This window comes from Pseudazoarcus sp. NS34 (genome assembly GCF_059703725.1).
Genome location: NZ_BAAKIZ010000003.1, coordinates 325,839 through 339,339, shown reverse-complemented (window position 1 = coordinate 339,339; position 13,501 = coordinate 325,839). Strand labels below are relative to the sequence as shown.

18 protein-coding genes are annotated in these 13,501 nt (G+C 66.4%); 11 read left to right on the top strand and 7 right to left on the bottom strand.

Annotation, left to right across the window (positions count from 1 at the left end):
- Positions 1 to 85: 85 nt before the first annotated feature.
- Positions 86 to 409, bottom strand: coding sequence for a hypothetical protein (locus AC6H0N_RS11785; protein ID WP_497574304.1), 324 nt, complete (start codon positions 407 to 409; stop codon positions 86 to 88).
- A 133-nt stretch (positions 410 to 542) separates the two neighbouring features.
- Here AC6H0N_RS11785 and AC6H0N_RS11780 point away from each other — a divergent pair, with 133 nt between their 5' ends.
- On the top strand, positions 543 to 923 hold the full coding sequence (locus AC6H0N_RS11780; RefSeq protein ID WP_497574303.1) for a hypothetical protein: 381 nt from the start codon (positions 543 to 545) through the stop codon (positions 921 to 923).
- A gap of 8 nt (positions 924 to 931) precedes the next feature.
- Complete coding sequence (locus tag AC6H0N_RS11775; RefSeq protein WP_497574302.1) at positions 932 to 1,912, top strand: LLM class flavin-dependent oxidoreductase; 981 nt, start codon at positions 932 to 934, stop codon at positions 1,910 to 1,912.
- 3 nt (positions 1,913 to 1,915) lie between these two features.
- On the opposite strand, the gene AC6H0N_RS11770 is transcribed toward AC6H0N_RS11775, so the two are convergent.
- The 3 genes from AC6H0N_RS11770 to AC6H0N_RS11760 form a co-directional block, all read right to left on the bottom strand.
- Positions 1,916 to 2,983 carry a zinc-binding metallopeptidase family protein gene (locus AC6H0N_RS11770; RefSeq protein WP_497574301.1) on the bottom strand — a complete coding sequence of 356 codons (1,068 nt, stop codon included), beginning with the start codon at positions 2,981 to 2,983 and terminating at the stop codon, positions 1,916 to 1,918.
- 118 nt (positions 2,984 to 3,101) lie between these two features.
- On the bottom strand, positions 3,102 to 3,923 hold the full coding sequence (locus tag AC6H0N_RS11765; protein WP_497574300.1) for a DODA-type extradiol aromatic ring-opening family dioxygenase: 822 nt from the start codon (positions 3,921 to 3,923) through the stop codon (positions 3,102 to 3,104).
- A 64-nt stretch (positions 3,924 to 3,987) separates the two neighbouring features.
- Positions 3,988 to 4,446: a DoxX family protein gene (locus tag AC6H0N_RS11760; RefSeq protein ID WP_497574299.1), complete on the bottom strand. Its 459-nt coding sequence runs from the start codon at positions 4,444 to 4,446 to the stop codon at positions 3,988 to 3,990.
- An 87-nt stretch (positions 4,447 to 4,533) separates the two neighbouring features.
- On the opposite strand from AC6H0N_RS11760, the gene AC6H0N_RS11755 reads away from it, so the two are divergent.
- Positions 4,534 to 5,475 (top strand): LysR family transcriptional regulator, encoded by a 942-nt coding sequence (locus AC6H0N_RS11755; protein ID WP_497574298.1) that lies wholly within the window; start codon positions 4,534 to 4,536, stop codon positions 5,473 to 5,475.
- A 33-nt stretch (positions 5,476 to 5,508) separates the two neighbouring features.
- Here the strand turns inward: AC6H0N_RS11755 and AC6H0N_RS11750 are convergent, their stop codons facing one another.
- Positions 5,509 to 5,718, bottom strand: a complete 210-nt coding sequence (locus AC6H0N_RS11750; protein ID WP_497574297.1) for a DUF3820 family protein — start codon at positions 5,716 to 5,718, stop codon at positions 5,509 to 5,511.
- A gap of 90 nt (positions 5,719 to 5,808) precedes the next feature.
- Between AC6H0N_RS11750 and AC6H0N_RS11745 the strand changes: the two genes are divergently transcribed.
- The 4 genes from AC6H0N_RS11745 to AC6H0N_RS11730 all read left to right on the top strand — a co-directional run bounded on the left by AC6H0N_RS11745 (position 5,809) and on the right by AC6H0N_RS11730 (position 8,355).
- Positions 5,809 to 6,144, top strand: coding sequence for a YciI family protein (locus AC6H0N_RS11745; RefSeq protein WP_497574296.1), 336 nt, complete (start codon positions 5,809 to 5,811; stop codon positions 6,142 to 6,144).
- 15 nt (positions 6,145 to 6,159) lie between these two features.
- On the top strand, positions 6,160 to 6,612 hold the full coding sequence (locus tag AC6H0N_RS11740; protein WP_497574295.1) for a VOC family protein: 453 nt from the start codon (positions 6,160 to 6,162) through the stop codon (positions 6,610 to 6,612).
- Positions 6,609 to 7,841, top strand: a complete 1,233-nt coding sequence (locus AC6H0N_RS11735) for an RNA polymerase sigma factor (RefSeq protein ID WP_497574294.1) — start codon at positions 6,609 to 6,611, stop codon at positions 7,839 to 7,841. The genes AC6H0N_RS11740 and AC6H0N_RS11735 overlap by 4 nt, the downstream gene beginning before the upstream one ends.
- A 79-nt stretch (positions 7,842 to 7,920) precedes the next feature.
- Positions 7,921 to 8,355, top strand: a complete 435-nt coding sequence (locus AC6H0N_RS11730) for a YybH family protein (protein WP_497574293.1) — start codon at positions 7,921 to 7,923, stop codon at positions 8,353 to 8,355.
- Between the two features lie 5 nt (positions 8,356 to 8,360).
- On the opposite strand, the gene AC6H0N_RS11725 is transcribed toward AC6H0N_RS11730, so the two are convergent.
- Both AC6H0N_RS11725 and AC6H0N_RS11720 read right to left on the bottom strand, forming a co-directional pair.
- Positions 8,361 to 9,164, bottom strand: a complete 804-nt coding sequence (locus AC6H0N_RS11725; protein ID WP_497574292.1) for a cupin domain-containing protein — start codon at positions 9,162 to 9,164, stop codon at positions 8,361 to 8,363.
- Positions 9,161 to 9,841 (bottom strand): sigma-70 family RNA polymerase sigma factor, encoded by a 681-nt coding sequence (locus AC6H0N_RS11720; protein ID WP_497574291.1) that lies wholly within the window; start codon positions 9,839 to 9,841, stop codon positions 9,161 to 9,163. The genes AC6H0N_RS11725 and AC6H0N_RS11720 overlap by 4 nt, the downstream gene beginning before the upstream one ends.
- 198 nt (positions 9,842 to 10,039) lie before the next feature.
- On the opposite strand from AC6H0N_RS11720, the gene AC6H0N_RS11715 reads away from it, so the two are divergent.
- The 4 genes from AC6H0N_RS11715 (at position 10,040) to AC6H0N_RS11700 (ending at position 13,496) form a co-directional block, all read left to right on the top strand.
- Positions 10,040 to 10,567, top strand: a complete 528-nt coding sequence (locus AC6H0N_RS11715) for a DUF3455 domain-containing protein (RefSeq protein WP_497574290.1) — start codon at positions 10,040 to 10,042, stop codon at positions 10,565 to 10,567.
- A gap of 151 nt (positions 10,568 to 10,718) precedes the next feature.
- Positions 10,719 to 11,372, top strand: a complete 654-nt coding sequence (locus AC6H0N_RS11710) for a thermostable hemolysin (protein WP_497574289.1) — start codon at positions 10,719 to 10,721, stop codon at positions 11,370 to 11,372.
- A complete protein-coding gene (locus tag AC6H0N_RS11705; RefSeq protein WP_497574288.1) occupies positions 11,356 to 12,831 on the top strand; it encodes an AMP-binding protein in 1,476 nt (491 codons plus the stop codon). Before AC6H0N_RS11710 ends, AC6H0N_RS11705 begins: the two co-directional genes overlap by 17 nt.
- Entirely contained in the window at positions 12,828 to 13,496 is a 669-nt protein-coding gene (locus tag AC6H0N_RS11700; RefSeq protein ID WP_497574287.1) for an iron-containing redox enzyme family protein, read from the top strand. The genes AC6H0N_RS11705 and AC6H0N_RS11700 overlap by 4 nt, the downstream gene beginning before the upstream one ends.
- The last annotated feature ends 5 nt before the right edge of the window (positions 13,497 to 13,501 follow it).

The following is a 13,501-nucleotide window of genomic DNA, read 5'->3' as shown; positions in this document are numbered from 1 at the left end:
GGCAGCGGGCTGGCGCAAAAAAGCCCGGCCACTCTCGTGCCGGGCATGGCTTCTTGCGCAATGCCGTTCAGACGCGCAAGTACGTTCAGTTCTTGCGTTGCGCGAAGCGGATACGCTGCTCGGCGCCGGCTTCCGTTTCCATCAGTTCGGTTTCGATGAACTGGCCGGTGCGCTTGTGGATTTCCGACAGGGTCGGGTTCAGCACCTCGATTTCGAACAGCACGAACTCGTCGTGTTCCATGAACGAAAGCTCGCCGAACATCGCGTCGCGCAGGCGCGTCCATTCGAAGGTCTCGGTGACGCCGTCCTCCGCATTCTGCGTGAAGTAGTCGTAAATCATTGCCGAGTTGCGGCTCTTGAACAGGCCGACGCCTTCGACGTAGGCGTAATCGTTTTTCTGTTTTGCCATGATTTTTCCGTTCGCTGTTTCGGAGCCGGATTGCCCGGCCTTGATGCGCCGATGCTATCACGCAGGCGGGGCGGTGGCTGGCTTTGCGGCTAGAATGGAGGCGCAATCCGATTCACGTTTCGCTGGTTCTGCAGTGCACCGTACTTCGTTCTATACCTACCTGTTGTTGGCCCTGTGTGGCGTCATTCCGCTGATCGTGGCGTTCTCGCTGATGGTCGTGCATGACCTGTTCCAGAGCCCGGCGCTGACCGCGCTGGTGTGCGGCGCGGGGGTCGCCGGGGTGCTGGTGCAGATCGCGATTCGTTGGGGCGCCTATCAGCACATGCAGCAGCACGATCTGCGCTGGTACCGCACGCACTATCCCGGCTTCGTGCACGGGCGGCGGGTGCGCTGTATTTACTGCCGCAAGGAAGACGTCCGCCCGCGCGCCTTGCCGCACCCGACCCACATGCGCGAGCACTTCTGCGGGGAGTGCGGGCAGGTGCTGTACTACTCGCCGAGTCAGCAATTCTAGGGCGCGCCATGCCACGTACACCTTTGTCCATTCTCGATCTGGTCCGCATCACCGCAGGCGCGGACGCGCGCACGGCGCTGGACAACGCGCGCGATCTGGCCGGCCATGCAGAGGGCTGGGGCTATCGGCGCTTCTGGGTGGCCGAGCATCACAACTTTCCGAGCATCGCCAGTGCCGCAACCTCGCTGGTGGTCCAGCACATTGCGGCCGGCACGCGCACGATCCGCGTCGGCGCGGGCGGCATCATGCTGCCCAACCACTCGCCGCTCTTGATCGCCGAGCAGTTCGGCACACTCGATGCGCTGTTCCCCGGGCGCATCGATCTGGGCCTGGGGCGGGCGCCCGGTACCGATCAGGAAACGCTGCGGGCACTGCGGCGCACGCCCTCGGCGTCCGACCACTTTCCTCAGGATGTGCTGGACCTGCAGCATCTGTTGTCGCGCGAGGGCGCCAGCCGCAGCGTGCAGGCGGTGCCCGGCACCGGCAGCGAAGTGCCGCTGTGGATTCTCGGTTCCAGTCTGTTCGGCGCCATGCTGGCGGCCGAACTTGGCCTGCCGTATGCCTTTGCCTCGCACTTCGCGCCGCAGCAGTTGCTGCCGGCGCTGGACACCTATCGCGCGCGCTTCAAGCCCTCGCGTCAGCTTGAGCGACCGCACGCGATGATCGGCGTGAACATCATCGCCGCCGATACCGACGAGCAGGCGCGCCGGCTTGCCACCACACAGCAGATGTCCTTCACCGATCTGGTGCGCGGCACACGCGGGCTGAGCCGGCCGCCGATTGACGAAATCGATACCTACTGGAACGGGGCCGAGAAAATGCACGCCCAGCGCATGCTCGAACGCTCCATCGTCGGTTCGCCCGACACCGTGCGCGCCGGCATCGACGCCTTGCTGGCGGAGACCGGCGCCGATGAGCTGATCGTGGTGTCGGACATCTTCGAGCACGCCGCTCGCTTGCGCTCGTACGAACTCATCGCCACCGCCTGAGCCTCAGTCGTGCGCCGCGCGGACCACGCGATGCACGAAGCCGAGCTTGCTGATGGCTTCGGGCGACAGCACGAAAGGGTAGGCGTGCGGGTGGCCCATGCTGTTGTTGAGGCTGTTGAGCGCGAAGCTCAGCGGAAACCACAGGTGCAGCAGTACCTCGATATCCGCTTCGCGGAAGGGGTCGAAATCATGCGCGACGGCCTCATGCTCGCCCTGACCGGCGCGCGGGCGCGTCTGCAAGCCGAACTGCCAGGCGGTTTCCAGCGTTTCGGTGATGTGCAGGTAATGCGCCCAGGTCTCCGCCCAGTCTTCCCATGGGTGCACACTGGCGTACGCACTGACGAAGTGCGCTTGCCAATCCGGCGGCGGGCCGGCGCTGTAATGCCGTTCCAGCGCTTCGGCGTAATCGATTCGCTCGTCTCCGAACACGTTCCTGAAACCGTCTAGCCACGTCGTGTCGCGCACCAGCCGGTCCCAGTAGTAGTGGCCGGATTCGTGGCGGAAGTGGCCGAGTAGCGTGCGGTAGGGCTCGTCCATCTGATCGCGGATGCGCTCGCGCTCAGCGGCATCGGCCTCGGCGATGTTGATCGTGATGACGCCGTCCATGTGACCGGTGAGCACGCTTTCATGTGCGCCTGCCGGAGAAGCCGTGTCAGCCAGAAAGTCGAAGCCCAGCCCGCCGGGCTCGCTGTCATGTGACGACACCGGCAGACCCAGGCGCAGCAGTGAATACACCAGCCGCCGTTTTTCGCCCTCCAGCGTGCGCCACCGTTCCACGTTGCCGTCAACGCTCAGGTCGGGAATGACGCGGTTCAGGCGGCAAGACAGGCAGAAGCGCTCGTCGCTTTCGGCCGGCACCGCCCAGTTGCAGGCCATGTGGTCGGTGTAGTTGCCGCACAGACGGTAGCGGGAGGATTCCCCCACCGGCTGCCACGAGTCTTCGCGGTCGAATTCGAGCGCCAGCAACTGCGTGCGCTCGGGCAGAAAGGCCAGCGTGGCGCCGCAACGCGTGCAGGAAGTGTTGTCGAAATACAGGCGGTTGCCGCACTTGCCGCAGGCGAACAGTTTCATTGAAGTCTTCTCCGTTTCCGGTCGGGCGCGAGCCATCCGGCTGCCTCACGCTCGTCCTGTCAGGCCACTATGCCTGACCCGAGAGAGTGCAGGCGCGGAACTGTCCGCTTGTTTCAGTTCACTCCCGGGTGACTCCGAATACATAGGCCGACTGCGCGCTGCCGAGCACGTGGTCCGACAGCGCCTGCCTTCCGGCATCTTCACCGGCCGCCCCGGCCACCACATGCAGCGGTAGCAGATGTTCCTCTTCGGGGTGCGATGCCCGTGCCGAAGGAGCTTGCTCCCAATCCGTCAGTGCCTTTGAGCGCGCCGCAGCGGGCAGGGCGACGACCTGTGTCAGCCAGTCGTCGAAGGCCACCGAATCCTCATCCAGCCCGGTGTTGTCGCGGCGGAAGCGACGCATGTTGTGGAAGCTCATGCCGGTGCCGACGATCAGCACGCCCTCGTCGCGCAGTGGCGCGAGCGCGCGGCCGAGGGCCAGATGTTCGGCCGGGTCCAGCCCCGCGCGAAGTGACAACTGCACCACCGGAATCTCGGCTTGAGGGTTGATCAGCTTGAACGGGACGAACACGCCGTGATCCAGCCCGCGCGAGTCGTCGCGTGCCACGGGCAGATCGGCCTCCGTCAGCAGTGCTGTGACGCGTTCGGCCAGCGCAGCATCGCCGCGTGCCGGCCACTGCAGACGATAGGTGTGCTCGGGGAAGCCGTAGTAGTCGAACAGCAGCTCGTGCTGTTCGCGCGCATTGACGGTGAAGGCGTCGGCCTCCCAGTGCGCCGAAATCACCAGCACCGCACGTGGCTTCTGCCCGATCAGATCCGGCACGGCGCGCAGCCAGTCGCCCATGTGATCCCACGCGTCGGGTGGGTTCCAGTCCATGAAGAAGCAGGGCCCGCCGCCGTGCGGGATGAACAGGGTCGGCAGACGTTCGGTATTGCTCATGTTGTACTCCTTGAATGAAAAAGGCCCGGACTCGCCGGGCCTTTTGAGTGCTTGCAGGCGACTGTCAGAAGGGCAGGCCCAGCTTGCGATCGAGCGAGGCCTCACCGCCGCCGCGCAGGAAGATCGCCACGGCCAGCAGCAGCCACATCAGCGGGTACTCGTAACCGCCTGCGCTCCAGAAGAAGCCGTTGGGAATGTGCACCGTCAGCGCCACACCCAGCAGCACGGCCACGCCGAGGGCGGCGGGGCGGGTCAGCAGGCCCAGTACCAGCGCCAGACCACCGAAGAATTCGACAAAGCCGGCGAGGAAGGCGAACACGATGCCCGGCTCCAGGCCGAGGTTGCCGGCGAAGAACTGGCCGGTCGCTTCCAGCCCGTGGCCACCGAACCAGCCGAACAGCTTCTGTGCGCCGTGCGGCATCAACAGCAGGCCGGTGGTGATGCGGACAATCGGCCAGGCCAGCGGTGCCAGCCCATCGAGACTGCGGCCGATGCCGGCCAGTGCGGAATTGTTCGTGTTCATGTTGGTTGCTCCCGTGGGTTTGAAGTTTCTTGTGTGTTGCTGGAGTGCATGATGCAGTGGTTCTGAATCGGCGTGAAGACGGCTAATATGCAACTCATGGTTGATGAAACGGAAACCTTTGGCGGCGCACTCGACGACGTCCGCGCGTATTGCGCGGTAGTCGAGTTCGGGACGGTGTCGGCGGCTGCGCGGCTGCTCGGTGAAACCAAGGGCTCGATCAGCCGACGCGTGTCGCGGCTGGAGCGACGTCTTGGCGTCGGCTTGCTGGCGCGCACGCCGCGTGCGGTGTCGCCCACCGAAGAGGGCGAGGCCTTTTTTGCCAGTGCGCGTGAATCACTGCGGATGCTCGACGATGCGGTCGAAGCGGCGCACGCCTCGCGCGCCGAGCCGCGCGGCCATCTGCGTGTGACGGCGCCCATCGATTTCGGCATGGATGTGCTGCCCCCGTTGCTGGTGCGTTTTCGCGAACTGCATCCGCGCATCACGATCGAGATGTTGCTCAACGATGCCTCGCTGGATCTGGCTGCCAACCGCATCGACCTTGCGCTGCGCGCCACCGGCGGAGAGTTGCCGGACATGGGTTATCGCGCATCACCGCTGGTTGCGTTCAGCATAAACCTGTACGCCGCGCCGGGGTATCTGGCCGCACATGGCGAGGTGGCCGCGCCGGCCGATCTGGCGCGGCATGTGCTGGTCGCTTCGCGTGAATCCGGTACGGCCGTGAGCCTGCGTCTGCTCGATCGGCGAGACAAGGTCGAGGCAGTCACCCTGCCGGCGGCGGTGCGCAGCTCGGACTTTGCAAGCGCCCTGCGGCTGGCCGTGGCCGGTGCTGGCATTGCCTCGATTCCGGCACCGGTGGCGGCAGCCTGGGTGGCGGCCGGGGCCTTGCAGCGTGTGCTGCCGGAGTGGCGAGTGGCCGACGCCCGCCTGTTCGCGATCAGCCTTGGCGGGCGTGATGCGCCAGCACGGGTGCGGGTATTCCGTGATTTCCTGCGGGCAGAGCTCGAAGCGCAGCTTTCATCCGCGTGACATCGTTGCGCGGCACAATTGAGCGCACACGCTTCAGCGGCGCAGCGGGTCGAGCAGGGGGCTGAGGCCGTTGTGATCGAGTTCCTGCATCAGCGCCAGCAGACGGCCGATTTCGCCCTTGGGGAAGCCTTCGCGGGCGAACCAGTTCAGGTAGTTGCCCGGCAGGTCGGCGATGACCCGACCCTTGTACTTTCCGTAGGGCATCTGGCGGGTCAGCAGCAATTCAAGGTCTTCGGGATTCATCAGTTTCGGAAAATTGCGTAAAAGCTGTCGATTTCGGTCGCGGCTCTTCGACAAGCTTACGGGAACAGCCCCGATTCAGCGGAGAACAACATGAAATACCTGTGTCTGGTCTATGGCGAAGAAGCGCCGATGCGCGAACAGCGCGATCGCCATTGTATGGATTACGTCGAAAAACTCATCGCCAGCGGCCACTTTGTTGCCGGGCAGGCGCTGCAGCCGGTCGAGACGGCGACCACCGTGCGCGTGCGCAACGGCAAGGTGTCGGTCACCGACGGGCCGTTTGCCGAAACGCGTGAGCAACTGGCCGGCTTCTATCTGATCGAGGCGGCCGACCTGAATGCGGCGATCCAGGTCGCCGCCGGCATTCCGCCGGCGCAGATCGGCAGCATCGAAGTGCGTCCCATCCGCGAACTGCAGCCCGACTGACAAGGAGAGCATCTTATGAGCAGCAACGTACATTCCCTGATCGCCCACCTTTCGTGCCGCAAGGCTGCGGATGCGATCGATTTCTACGGCAAGGCCTTCGGCGCCGAGGCGCTGGCGGTGCACAAGCTGCCCGACGGCATGCTCATGCATGCCGCGCTGCGCCTGGGTGACGCGGTGTTCTACCTTGGCGAAGCCATGGCCGAGTGCGGCTGCCCCTCGCCGGCCGACCTGGGCGGCAGCGGCGTCACGCTGAATCTTCCGGTGGATGACTGCGACGCCTCGTTCAAGCGCGCACTCGATGCCGGATGCACGGCGCAGATGCCGCCCGAGGACATGTTCTGGGGTGATCGCTACGCGGTGGTGGTGGATCCCTTCGGTCATCGTTGGTCGCTGGCGCAGCATGTGCGCGACGTGTCGCACGAAGAGGTCGAGCGCGCCGGTGCCGAGTTCTGCTGCAAGCCGCAATGAGCGACGCCGTACGCGACGCGATCGAGTCTGCCTGGCGGGCTGACTCGCGTCGCGTGCTGGCCACGCTGATTCGCCTCCTCGGCGATTTCGATACCGCCGAGGAGGCCTTGCACGAGGCATTCCGCGCCGCGCTCGAACAATGGCCGCGCGACGGCGTGCCGGGCAATCCGGCGGCCTGGCTGGTGTCCACAGGGCGATTCCGCGCCATTGACGGCATCCGGCGCCAGCGCCGTTTCGAGCCGCTGGAAGAGCCCGACGCCGAGGTCGATCCGGCCAGTCTTGACCCCGCCGAACCGGAGCTGCTCGAAGACGACCAGTTGCGTCTGATCTTCACCTGTTGCCACCCCGCGATCGCGCCCGACGCGCAGATCGCGCTGACCCTGCGCGAAGTCTGCGGGCTTGCCACCGAGGAGGTCGCGCGCGCCTTTCTCGTTCCGGCGCCCACGCTGGCGCAGCGCATCGTGCGCGCCAAAGCCAAGATCCGCGACGCGCGCATTCCGTATGAGGTGCCGGGCGCGGCAGAGCTGGCCGAGCGCCTGGCGAGTGTGCTGCGCGTGATCTATCTGGTGTTCAACGAAGGCTATGCCGCGTCCGATGGCGAGGCGCTCACGCGGGCCGATCTGTGCGCCGAGGCCATCCGTCTGGCGCGTCTGTTGCTGCGTCTGTTGCCCGAACCGGAGGTGGCCGGGCTGCTGGCGCTGATGCTGCTGCACGAGTCGCGCCGCGCCGCGCGCACCGATGATGCCGGCGAGCTGGTGCTGCTCGACGCGCAGGACCGCAGTCTGTGGAATGCCGAGCTGATCGCCGAAGGATGTCTGCTGGTCGAAACCGCGCTGAGCTCGCGCCGCTTCGGCCCGTACTGCCTGCAGGCCGCCATTGCCGCCGTGCATGCTGAGGCGGCGCGTGCCCAAGACACCGACTGGCCGCAGATTGTCGGCCTGTACGACGTATTGCTGCGTGTTGAGCCGTCGCCGGTGGTGGAGTTGAACCGCGCCGTGGCGGTGGCCATGCGCGACGGGCCACAAGCCGGTCTGGCGCTGATTGAGGTCTTGCTCGAACGCGGCGAACTGGCGGACTACGCATTGGCGCACGCGGCCCGCGGCGAACTGTGCGGACGCCTCGGGCGGCGCGATGATGCGCTTGCCGCCTGGGGCAGGGCGCTGGCGCTGACGCGCCAGGGCGCAGAGCGACGACATATCGAACGGCGCATTGCAGAACTTGGCGGCTGAATGTCGATTTGCGCGTGAGCCGTTCGACTACTCATCGAAGGCGCTGCATGGGCCGCGCCACATCCCGCAGGAGACTCGCATGAACACCAACAACGACGAAGCCAGCATCCGTGCCCTGATCGATACCTGGATGGACGCCACGCTGCACCGCGATGTGCCGCGCGTGACAGCGTTGTATGTAGCCGACGTGGTGTCCTTCGACGCCATCGGCCCGCTGCAGGTGCGTGGCATCGACGCCTGGCGCGCGCATTGGCAGAGCTGCATGGAGCAGTGTCCGGGCGACATGCACTTTCGCATCGACGACATTCACATCGAGGTGGGCGGAGACGTGGCCTTCTCGCGCTTTCTGCTGCATTGCGGTGCCACTTTGCCCGATGGCACCACGCACTCCGGCTGGATGCGCGGCACGGCGTGCTACCGGCGCGTAAATGGCGAATGGAAGATTGCACACGACCACTGCTCGGTGCCGTTTGATCCCGAGTCCGGCAAGGCGCTGGTCGAGCTGCAGCCCTGAGAGCGTCAGCTGAAGCGGCCGTGGATGAACACCACCCCGCCGACATCGCTCGACAGCTCCTGCAACTCGGTTCCGGCCGGCAGCAGGTGGAAGTCCTGACGGCACAGCAGGATGTCGCCGCAGAACACTTCACCCGATACGAGCTGGATTTCGGTGTCGCGCGTGCAGGTCACGGCCGGCAGGCTCGCGCCGGGGGCGAGACGCAGAAAGCGTGAGACCAGCTCGTCGTCGTGCCACAGGGGCTTTTCCTCGACGCCCTCGGCGAGCGGCCGCCAGATGCCGTTCTCGATGGTGACGGTGACGGGCGCCGCGCCCTCGCCCGGCAACAGCCCGCCGAGCAGTTCGATCACTAGGCCGACCGTGCTGCCCAGCGAACTGCCGCGCAGATAGGTCAGGCAGCCATCGCGCGAGGTGATGGTGGCGTGGCGGCTGCCTGGCGCGGAGACGTGGTAATCGCCGGGGCCGAGATCCAGCTCGCCCATCTGCATCGAACCGCACAGCACGATGCCCTCTTCGAGGTGGCGGTGGCGGTGCGGCGGCAGGCTGGCCCCGGGCGCCAGTTCGATCAGCACCGAGCTGCCGTGTGCGCCGTCGTACAGGGTTTTGGTGCGTACGCCGGCCTTCAGGCTGCGCCACGCGCCAGCGTTGGTGCGCACGGTACGCTGGCCAGCGTGGGCCGCCGCGCTGGCCGCCACTCGGGCGAGCAGGCGGCTGCGTGTGGCCTCGTGTGCGGCGGCGGTGCGCGGCGTTTCGCCGAGCGCCGGGGCGAACAGGTCGAACAGTTCCTGTTGGTCGTCTTGGTCGTTCATGGTGCTTCCCTTGCGCCCGGCGCCGCGGGCTCCAGTTCCTTGCGCAGTTGCAGCAGCGTGCGTCGGATCAGCGACTTCACCGTGCCCAGCGGCAGGCCGGTGTGCTCGGCCATCTCGTCGTGCGTCATGCCGCGGAAAAACGCCAGCGCCAGCAACTGACGCGGCAGCGGCTCGACCGTTTGCAGCTGCGCGTGCAGGCGTGCGTGTTCGGTGACGGCGAGCAGCAGGTCGAGCGGGTCGCTGCCGCCGGCTTCGTCTGCCGCACGGTCGAGCGCCGCCTCGTCGCTGACCTCGGGTCGGGCGTTGCGGCGCAGCGTATCGAGGGCGCGTGAGCGGGTCATGGTCATGACCCAGGCCACCGCCAGGCCGCGCTCGGCATCGAAACGCGGCGCCTGACGCCAGACCTGCCAGAACACGTCTTCGGTGATTTCCTCGGCCAGTTCGCGCGAGCGCGCGATGCGCAGCGCCAGCCCATACACCTTGCCGTGCAGCGCCTCGTAAAGCTCACCGAGCGCGGCTTCGTCACGTTCGACGATGCGCTCGATCCAGCTGCGCAAGCGGGCGTCGTCGTCGCCAGACGTGACGGCACAGCCCGGCGCAGCGGCTGCGGGCCGTTGGGTGTCGTCGTTTCCGTCAGTGAGCAATCGGCGTGCCTCGTCATGCGCAAGTCCCGTCATTCTATGGCGGTCGCCGGGGTCTGGCGCCGCTCACTCACTGATACGCAGCAAATCCGCGGCCGGATGCAGCGATTTGCGAAAGATTTCCTTACATCTGTTGATGCATCCAGCCCGGCCTTGCTTGCGTAAAGCCAGCAGGTACCCCAAGCGGGACCGCCTGTTTTCAAACGACGTGTCCAGACTTCAAAGGAGAATCACATGTCCACACTTCGCTCTATCGTCGCAGCTTCGCTGATCGTCTCGGCCTCTTCGGCCATGGCCATGGTCGACAACGCCAAGCTGCCCGAACCCGTGCGCGTGCCGGCCGGCCAGGAAATGTCGCTGTGGTCCACCGGCATCGGCGACATCACCTACGCCTGCCGTGAAAAGGCTGACAAACCGGGCAGCTACGCATGGGCTTTCGTCGCGCCGGTCGCGACCTTGTTTGACAACGATCGCAAGGCCATCGGCAAGTATTACGGTGGCCCAACCTGGGAAGCGGCTGACGGCTCCAAGGTCACCGGCAAGCAAGTGGGTACGGCCTCCGGTGGCGACGGCAACATCGGGCTGCAATTGGTGCAGGCCGCTCCGGCCGAAGGCATGGGCGCCATGAAGGGCGTGACCTACATCCAGCGCCTCAACACCAAGGGCGGCGTGGCGCCGGCCGCGGGTTGCGACAAGTCCAGCGTGGGCAGCGAGCAGACCGTGCGCTATCAGGCCGATTACGTGTTCTACCGCGCGAAGTAATCGCGCGCTCCTCCTCGCTGCCCGCTCCGGGGCGGCGTTCGGGCCCGGCGGATTCGTCCGTCGGGCCTTTTTCATTTGCGCTCCGCGCGACTTAAGGTTTCCCTAAGAATCGGCTTCGACAATGGCTTCCGTGTTCAACGGAGTAAAGCCAATGAGTCCGTCCCGCGCTGTGCCTGATATCCGCCAGACAGATCCGGGTTGCTGGATCGTGTCGCGTCCAGGGTCGATGTTGCGCAAGCCGTTCGAGCGATTCGTCGCGCGCCAGTTTGCCGACCGCTTTGGCGCCCGCATTTCACGCTTCATGCCGGAACTGCACGGGGTCGTCGACGCTGATGCGAATCTGCGCGCGGTGGTCGGGCTGTGTCCGGCGGCATCCGGCGCACTGTTCCTCGAGCGCTACCTCGACCAGCCGGTCGAGCAGCTGTTGTCGGCCAGGCTGGGCCGCGAGGTCGCGCGCGGTCGCATTGTCGAAGTGGGCAACCTCGCGGTGGCCGGGCCGTCGGGCGTGCGTCTGCTGCTTGCGCCGCTGACGGCGCGGCTTGCCGAGGCCGGTTACGAATGGGTGGTGTTCACCGGCACCGAGTTGCTGCGCAATGCCTTTCATCGCAACGGCCTCGCTCCCATCTATCTGACCGATGCCGACCCGCATCGGCTCGGATCCGAGAGGGAAGATTGGGGCAGCTACTACGCGCACAAGCCGTGCGTGATGGCGGGCCGCATCGAGGAGGGCTGTGCTGCGCTCCTCGGCGAGGAGCATTCTCCGGGGCGACCCGGGCGGGAGGGAAATCATGTCCTCACGGCCTGATGACCTCTTTGCCGCGATTGCCGCCCGACGCAACCAGACGGTGCTGATCGAAGCCGACATGCGGCTTGATGGTGCCGAGGTGAGCGAGCTTGTGGCGGCGCGTTCGGCCCGCCTGCGCCGTCTGGGTTGCCGTCGCGTCGCGCTGTCACTCGACAACGGTCTGGACTGGGCCTTGTGGGATCTGGCGCTGCTGCACGCCGGGATCGTGGCGGTTCCGTTGCCGACGTTCTTCTCTCCGCAACAACGGCGTCATGTGCTGGATGCAGCCGGTGTCGATTGCGTGATCGGGCCTGAAACGCCTGCGCTGGAGCAGATCGGTTTCCGGCCGGAAGATGACCGCATCGCCCTGCGTGAGCCGCTCGACGCGCGGCGTCTGCACGCCGGCACCGCCAAGATCACCTTCACCTCGGGCACGACCGGACGCCCCAAGGGCGTGTGTCTGGACGCGGCAACACAGCTTGCCGTCGCCGACAGCCTGCGGCTGGCCACGGCGGATGCGGGGGTGGCCCGCCATCTGTCGGTACTGCCGCTGCCTTTGCTGCTCGAAAACATCGCCGGCCTGTATGCGCCGCTGCTGGCGGGAGTCGAGGTGGACCTCGCGCCGCTTGCCGAGGTGGGGCTGTGCGGTTCGAGCCGTCTTGACGCCGTGCGGCTATTGGCGCTGCTGCGCAGCCGTAGCCCCAACAGCATCATCCTCACCCCGCAAATGCTGCTGGAGGTCGTCGTCGCGCTCGAACGCGGCGCACGCGGCCCGGATTCCCTGCGCTTTGTTGCCCTGGGCGGCGCGTGCGCTGCGCCGGGTCTGTTGCAGCGCGCGGCGGACGTGGGGTTGCCGGTGTTCGAAGGCTACGGTCTGTCCGAGTGCGGCTCGGTCGTGTGCCTGGCTACGCCGGCGCAGCGACGGATCAGCTCGGTCGGCCGCCCCTTGCCGCACTGCGAGCTGCGCGTTGCCGCCGACGGCGAACTGCTGGTGCGCGGGCCACGCATGCTGGGCTATCTCGGCGAAGCGCCACCGTCCGGCGAATGGCTGCCCACGGGCGATCTGGGCGTCATCGACGCCGACGGCATGGTGAGCTTGAGCGGCCGCAAGAAGCACCTGTTCGTGACCGCCTGGGGGCGCAACGTGTCGCCCGAGTGGGTCGAGGCCGAGCTGGTCGGCCAGGCGCCGATTGCGCAGGCCTGGCTGTACGGCGAAGCCATGCCCGAGAACCTGGCGCTGCTCGTTCCGCGTCGCGCCGATGTGAGCGACGAGGTGCTGGCCGCCGCCGTGGCCGCCGTCAATCGCGAGCTACCCGATTACCTGCGCGTGCATCGCTGGCTGCGCGCGGATGAAGCCTTCACGCCAGCCAATGGCCTGGCGACCGATAACGGCCGCCTGCGTCGTGACGCCCTCGCAGAGCGCTATCGCGAAGTGATCGCGTCATTTCACTCCCCCGTACTGCAAGGAGAACCGACATGAATTTCCATGACAGCCTGATCGAGCGCACCGCCGCCGACCGCGAGTACCTGCTGGCGGCCCCGATCCTCGCGGATCTGGCCGAAGGCCGTGTTACGCGCGAGAGCTACATCGCCTTTCTCGCCAATGCCTACCACCACGTGCGCCACACCGTGCCGCTGCTGATGGCCTGCGGCGCACGCCTGTCCGAGCGCCTCGACTGGCTGGGCATGGCAGTGGTCGAGTATGTGCAGGAAGAGGCCGGCCACGAGCAGTGGATTCTGGACGACCTGCGCGCCTGCGGCGCCGACGTGCGCAAAGTGCGGGAAGGCCAGCCCTCGCTGCCCATTGAGCTGCTGGTGAGCTATGTGCATGACCGCATCGCCCGCATCAACCCGGTCAGCGTCTTTGGCATGGTGCTGGTGCTCGAAGGCACGAGCGTGCAGCTCGCGAGCTGCGCCGCAGACACGCTGCAGCAGCGCCTGGGGCTGCCGGACGAGGCGTTTACGTATCTGCGCTCGCACGGCGCGCTTGATGTCGGGCATCTGGAAGTGTTCCGCGGGCTGATGGAAAAGCTCTATCACCCCGAAGACCGTGAAGCCGTCGTGCACACCGCAAGCGTCGTGTATCGCCTGTACGGCGACATGCTGCGCGAGCTGCCGCGCGCCAAGATGGCGCTGGCGGCCTGAGAGGC

Coding starts and splice junctions, on each gene's coding strand:
- AC6H0N_RS11785 (WP_497574304.1), bottom strand. CDS start 409: ATGGCAAAACAGAAAAACGATTACGCCTACGTCGAAGGCGTCGGCCTG.
- AC6H0N_RS11775 (WP_497574302.1), top strand. CDS start 932: ATGCCACGTACACCTTTGTCCATTCTCGATCTGGTCCGCATCACCGCA.
- AC6H0N_RS11770 (WP_497574301.1), bottom strand. CDS start 2,983: ATGAAACTGTTCGCCTGCGGCAAGTGCGGCAACCGCCTGTATTTCGAC.
- AC6H0N_RS11765 (WP_497574300.1), bottom strand. CDS start 3,923: ATGAGCAATACCGAACGTCTGCCGACCCTGTTCATCCCGCACGGCGGC.
- AC6H0N_RS11760 (WP_497574299.1), bottom strand. CDS start 4,446: ATGAACACGAACAATTCCGCACTGGCCGGCATCGGCCGCAGTCTCGAT.
- AC6H0N_RS11755 (WP_497574298.1), top strand. CDS start 4,534: ATGCAACTCATGGTTGATGAAACGGAAACCTTTGGCGGCGCACTCGAC.
- AC6H0N_RS11750 (WP_497574297.1), bottom strand. CDS start 5,718: ATGAATCCCGAAGACCTTGAATTGCTGCTGACCCGCCAGATGCCCTAC.
- AC6H0N_RS11745 (WP_497574296.1), top strand. CDS start 5,809: ATGAAATACCTGTGTCTGGTCTATGGCGAAGAAGCGCCGATGCGCGAA.
- AC6H0N_RS11740 (WP_497574295.1), top strand. CDS start 6,160: ATGAGCAGCAACGTACATTCCCTGATCGCCCACCTTTCGTGCCGCAAG.
- AC6H0N_RS11735 (WP_497574294.1), top strand. CDS start 6,609: ATGAGCGACGCCGTACGCGACGCGATCGAGTCTGCCTGGCGGGCTGAC.
- AC6H0N_RS11730 (WP_497574293.1), top strand. CDS start 7,921: ATGAACACCAACAACGACGAAGCCAGCATCCGTGCCCTGATCGATACC.
- AC6H0N_RS11725 (WP_497574292.1), bottom strand. CDS start 9,164: ATGAACGACCAAGACGACCAACAGGAACTGTTCGACCTGTTCGCCCCG.
- AC6H0N_RS11720 (WP_497574291.1), bottom strand. CDS start 9,841: ATGACGGGACTTGCGCATGACGAGGCACGCCGATTGCTCACTGACGGA.
- AC6H0N_RS11715 (WP_497574290.1), top strand. CDS start 10,040: ATGTCCACACTTCGCTCTATCGTCGCAGCTTCGCTGATCGTCTCGGCC.
- AC6H0N_RS11710 (WP_497574289.1), top strand. CDS start 10,719: ATGAGTCCGTCCCGCGCTGTGCCTGATATCCGCCAGACAGATCCGGGT.
- AC6H0N_RS11705 (WP_497574288.1), top strand. CDS start 11,356: ATGTCCTCACGGCCTGATGACCTCTTTGCCGCGATTGCCGCCCGACGC.
- AC6H0N_RS11700 (WP_497574287.1), top strand. CDS start 12,828: ATGAATTTCCATGACAGCCTGATCGAGCGCACCGCCGCCGACCGCGAG.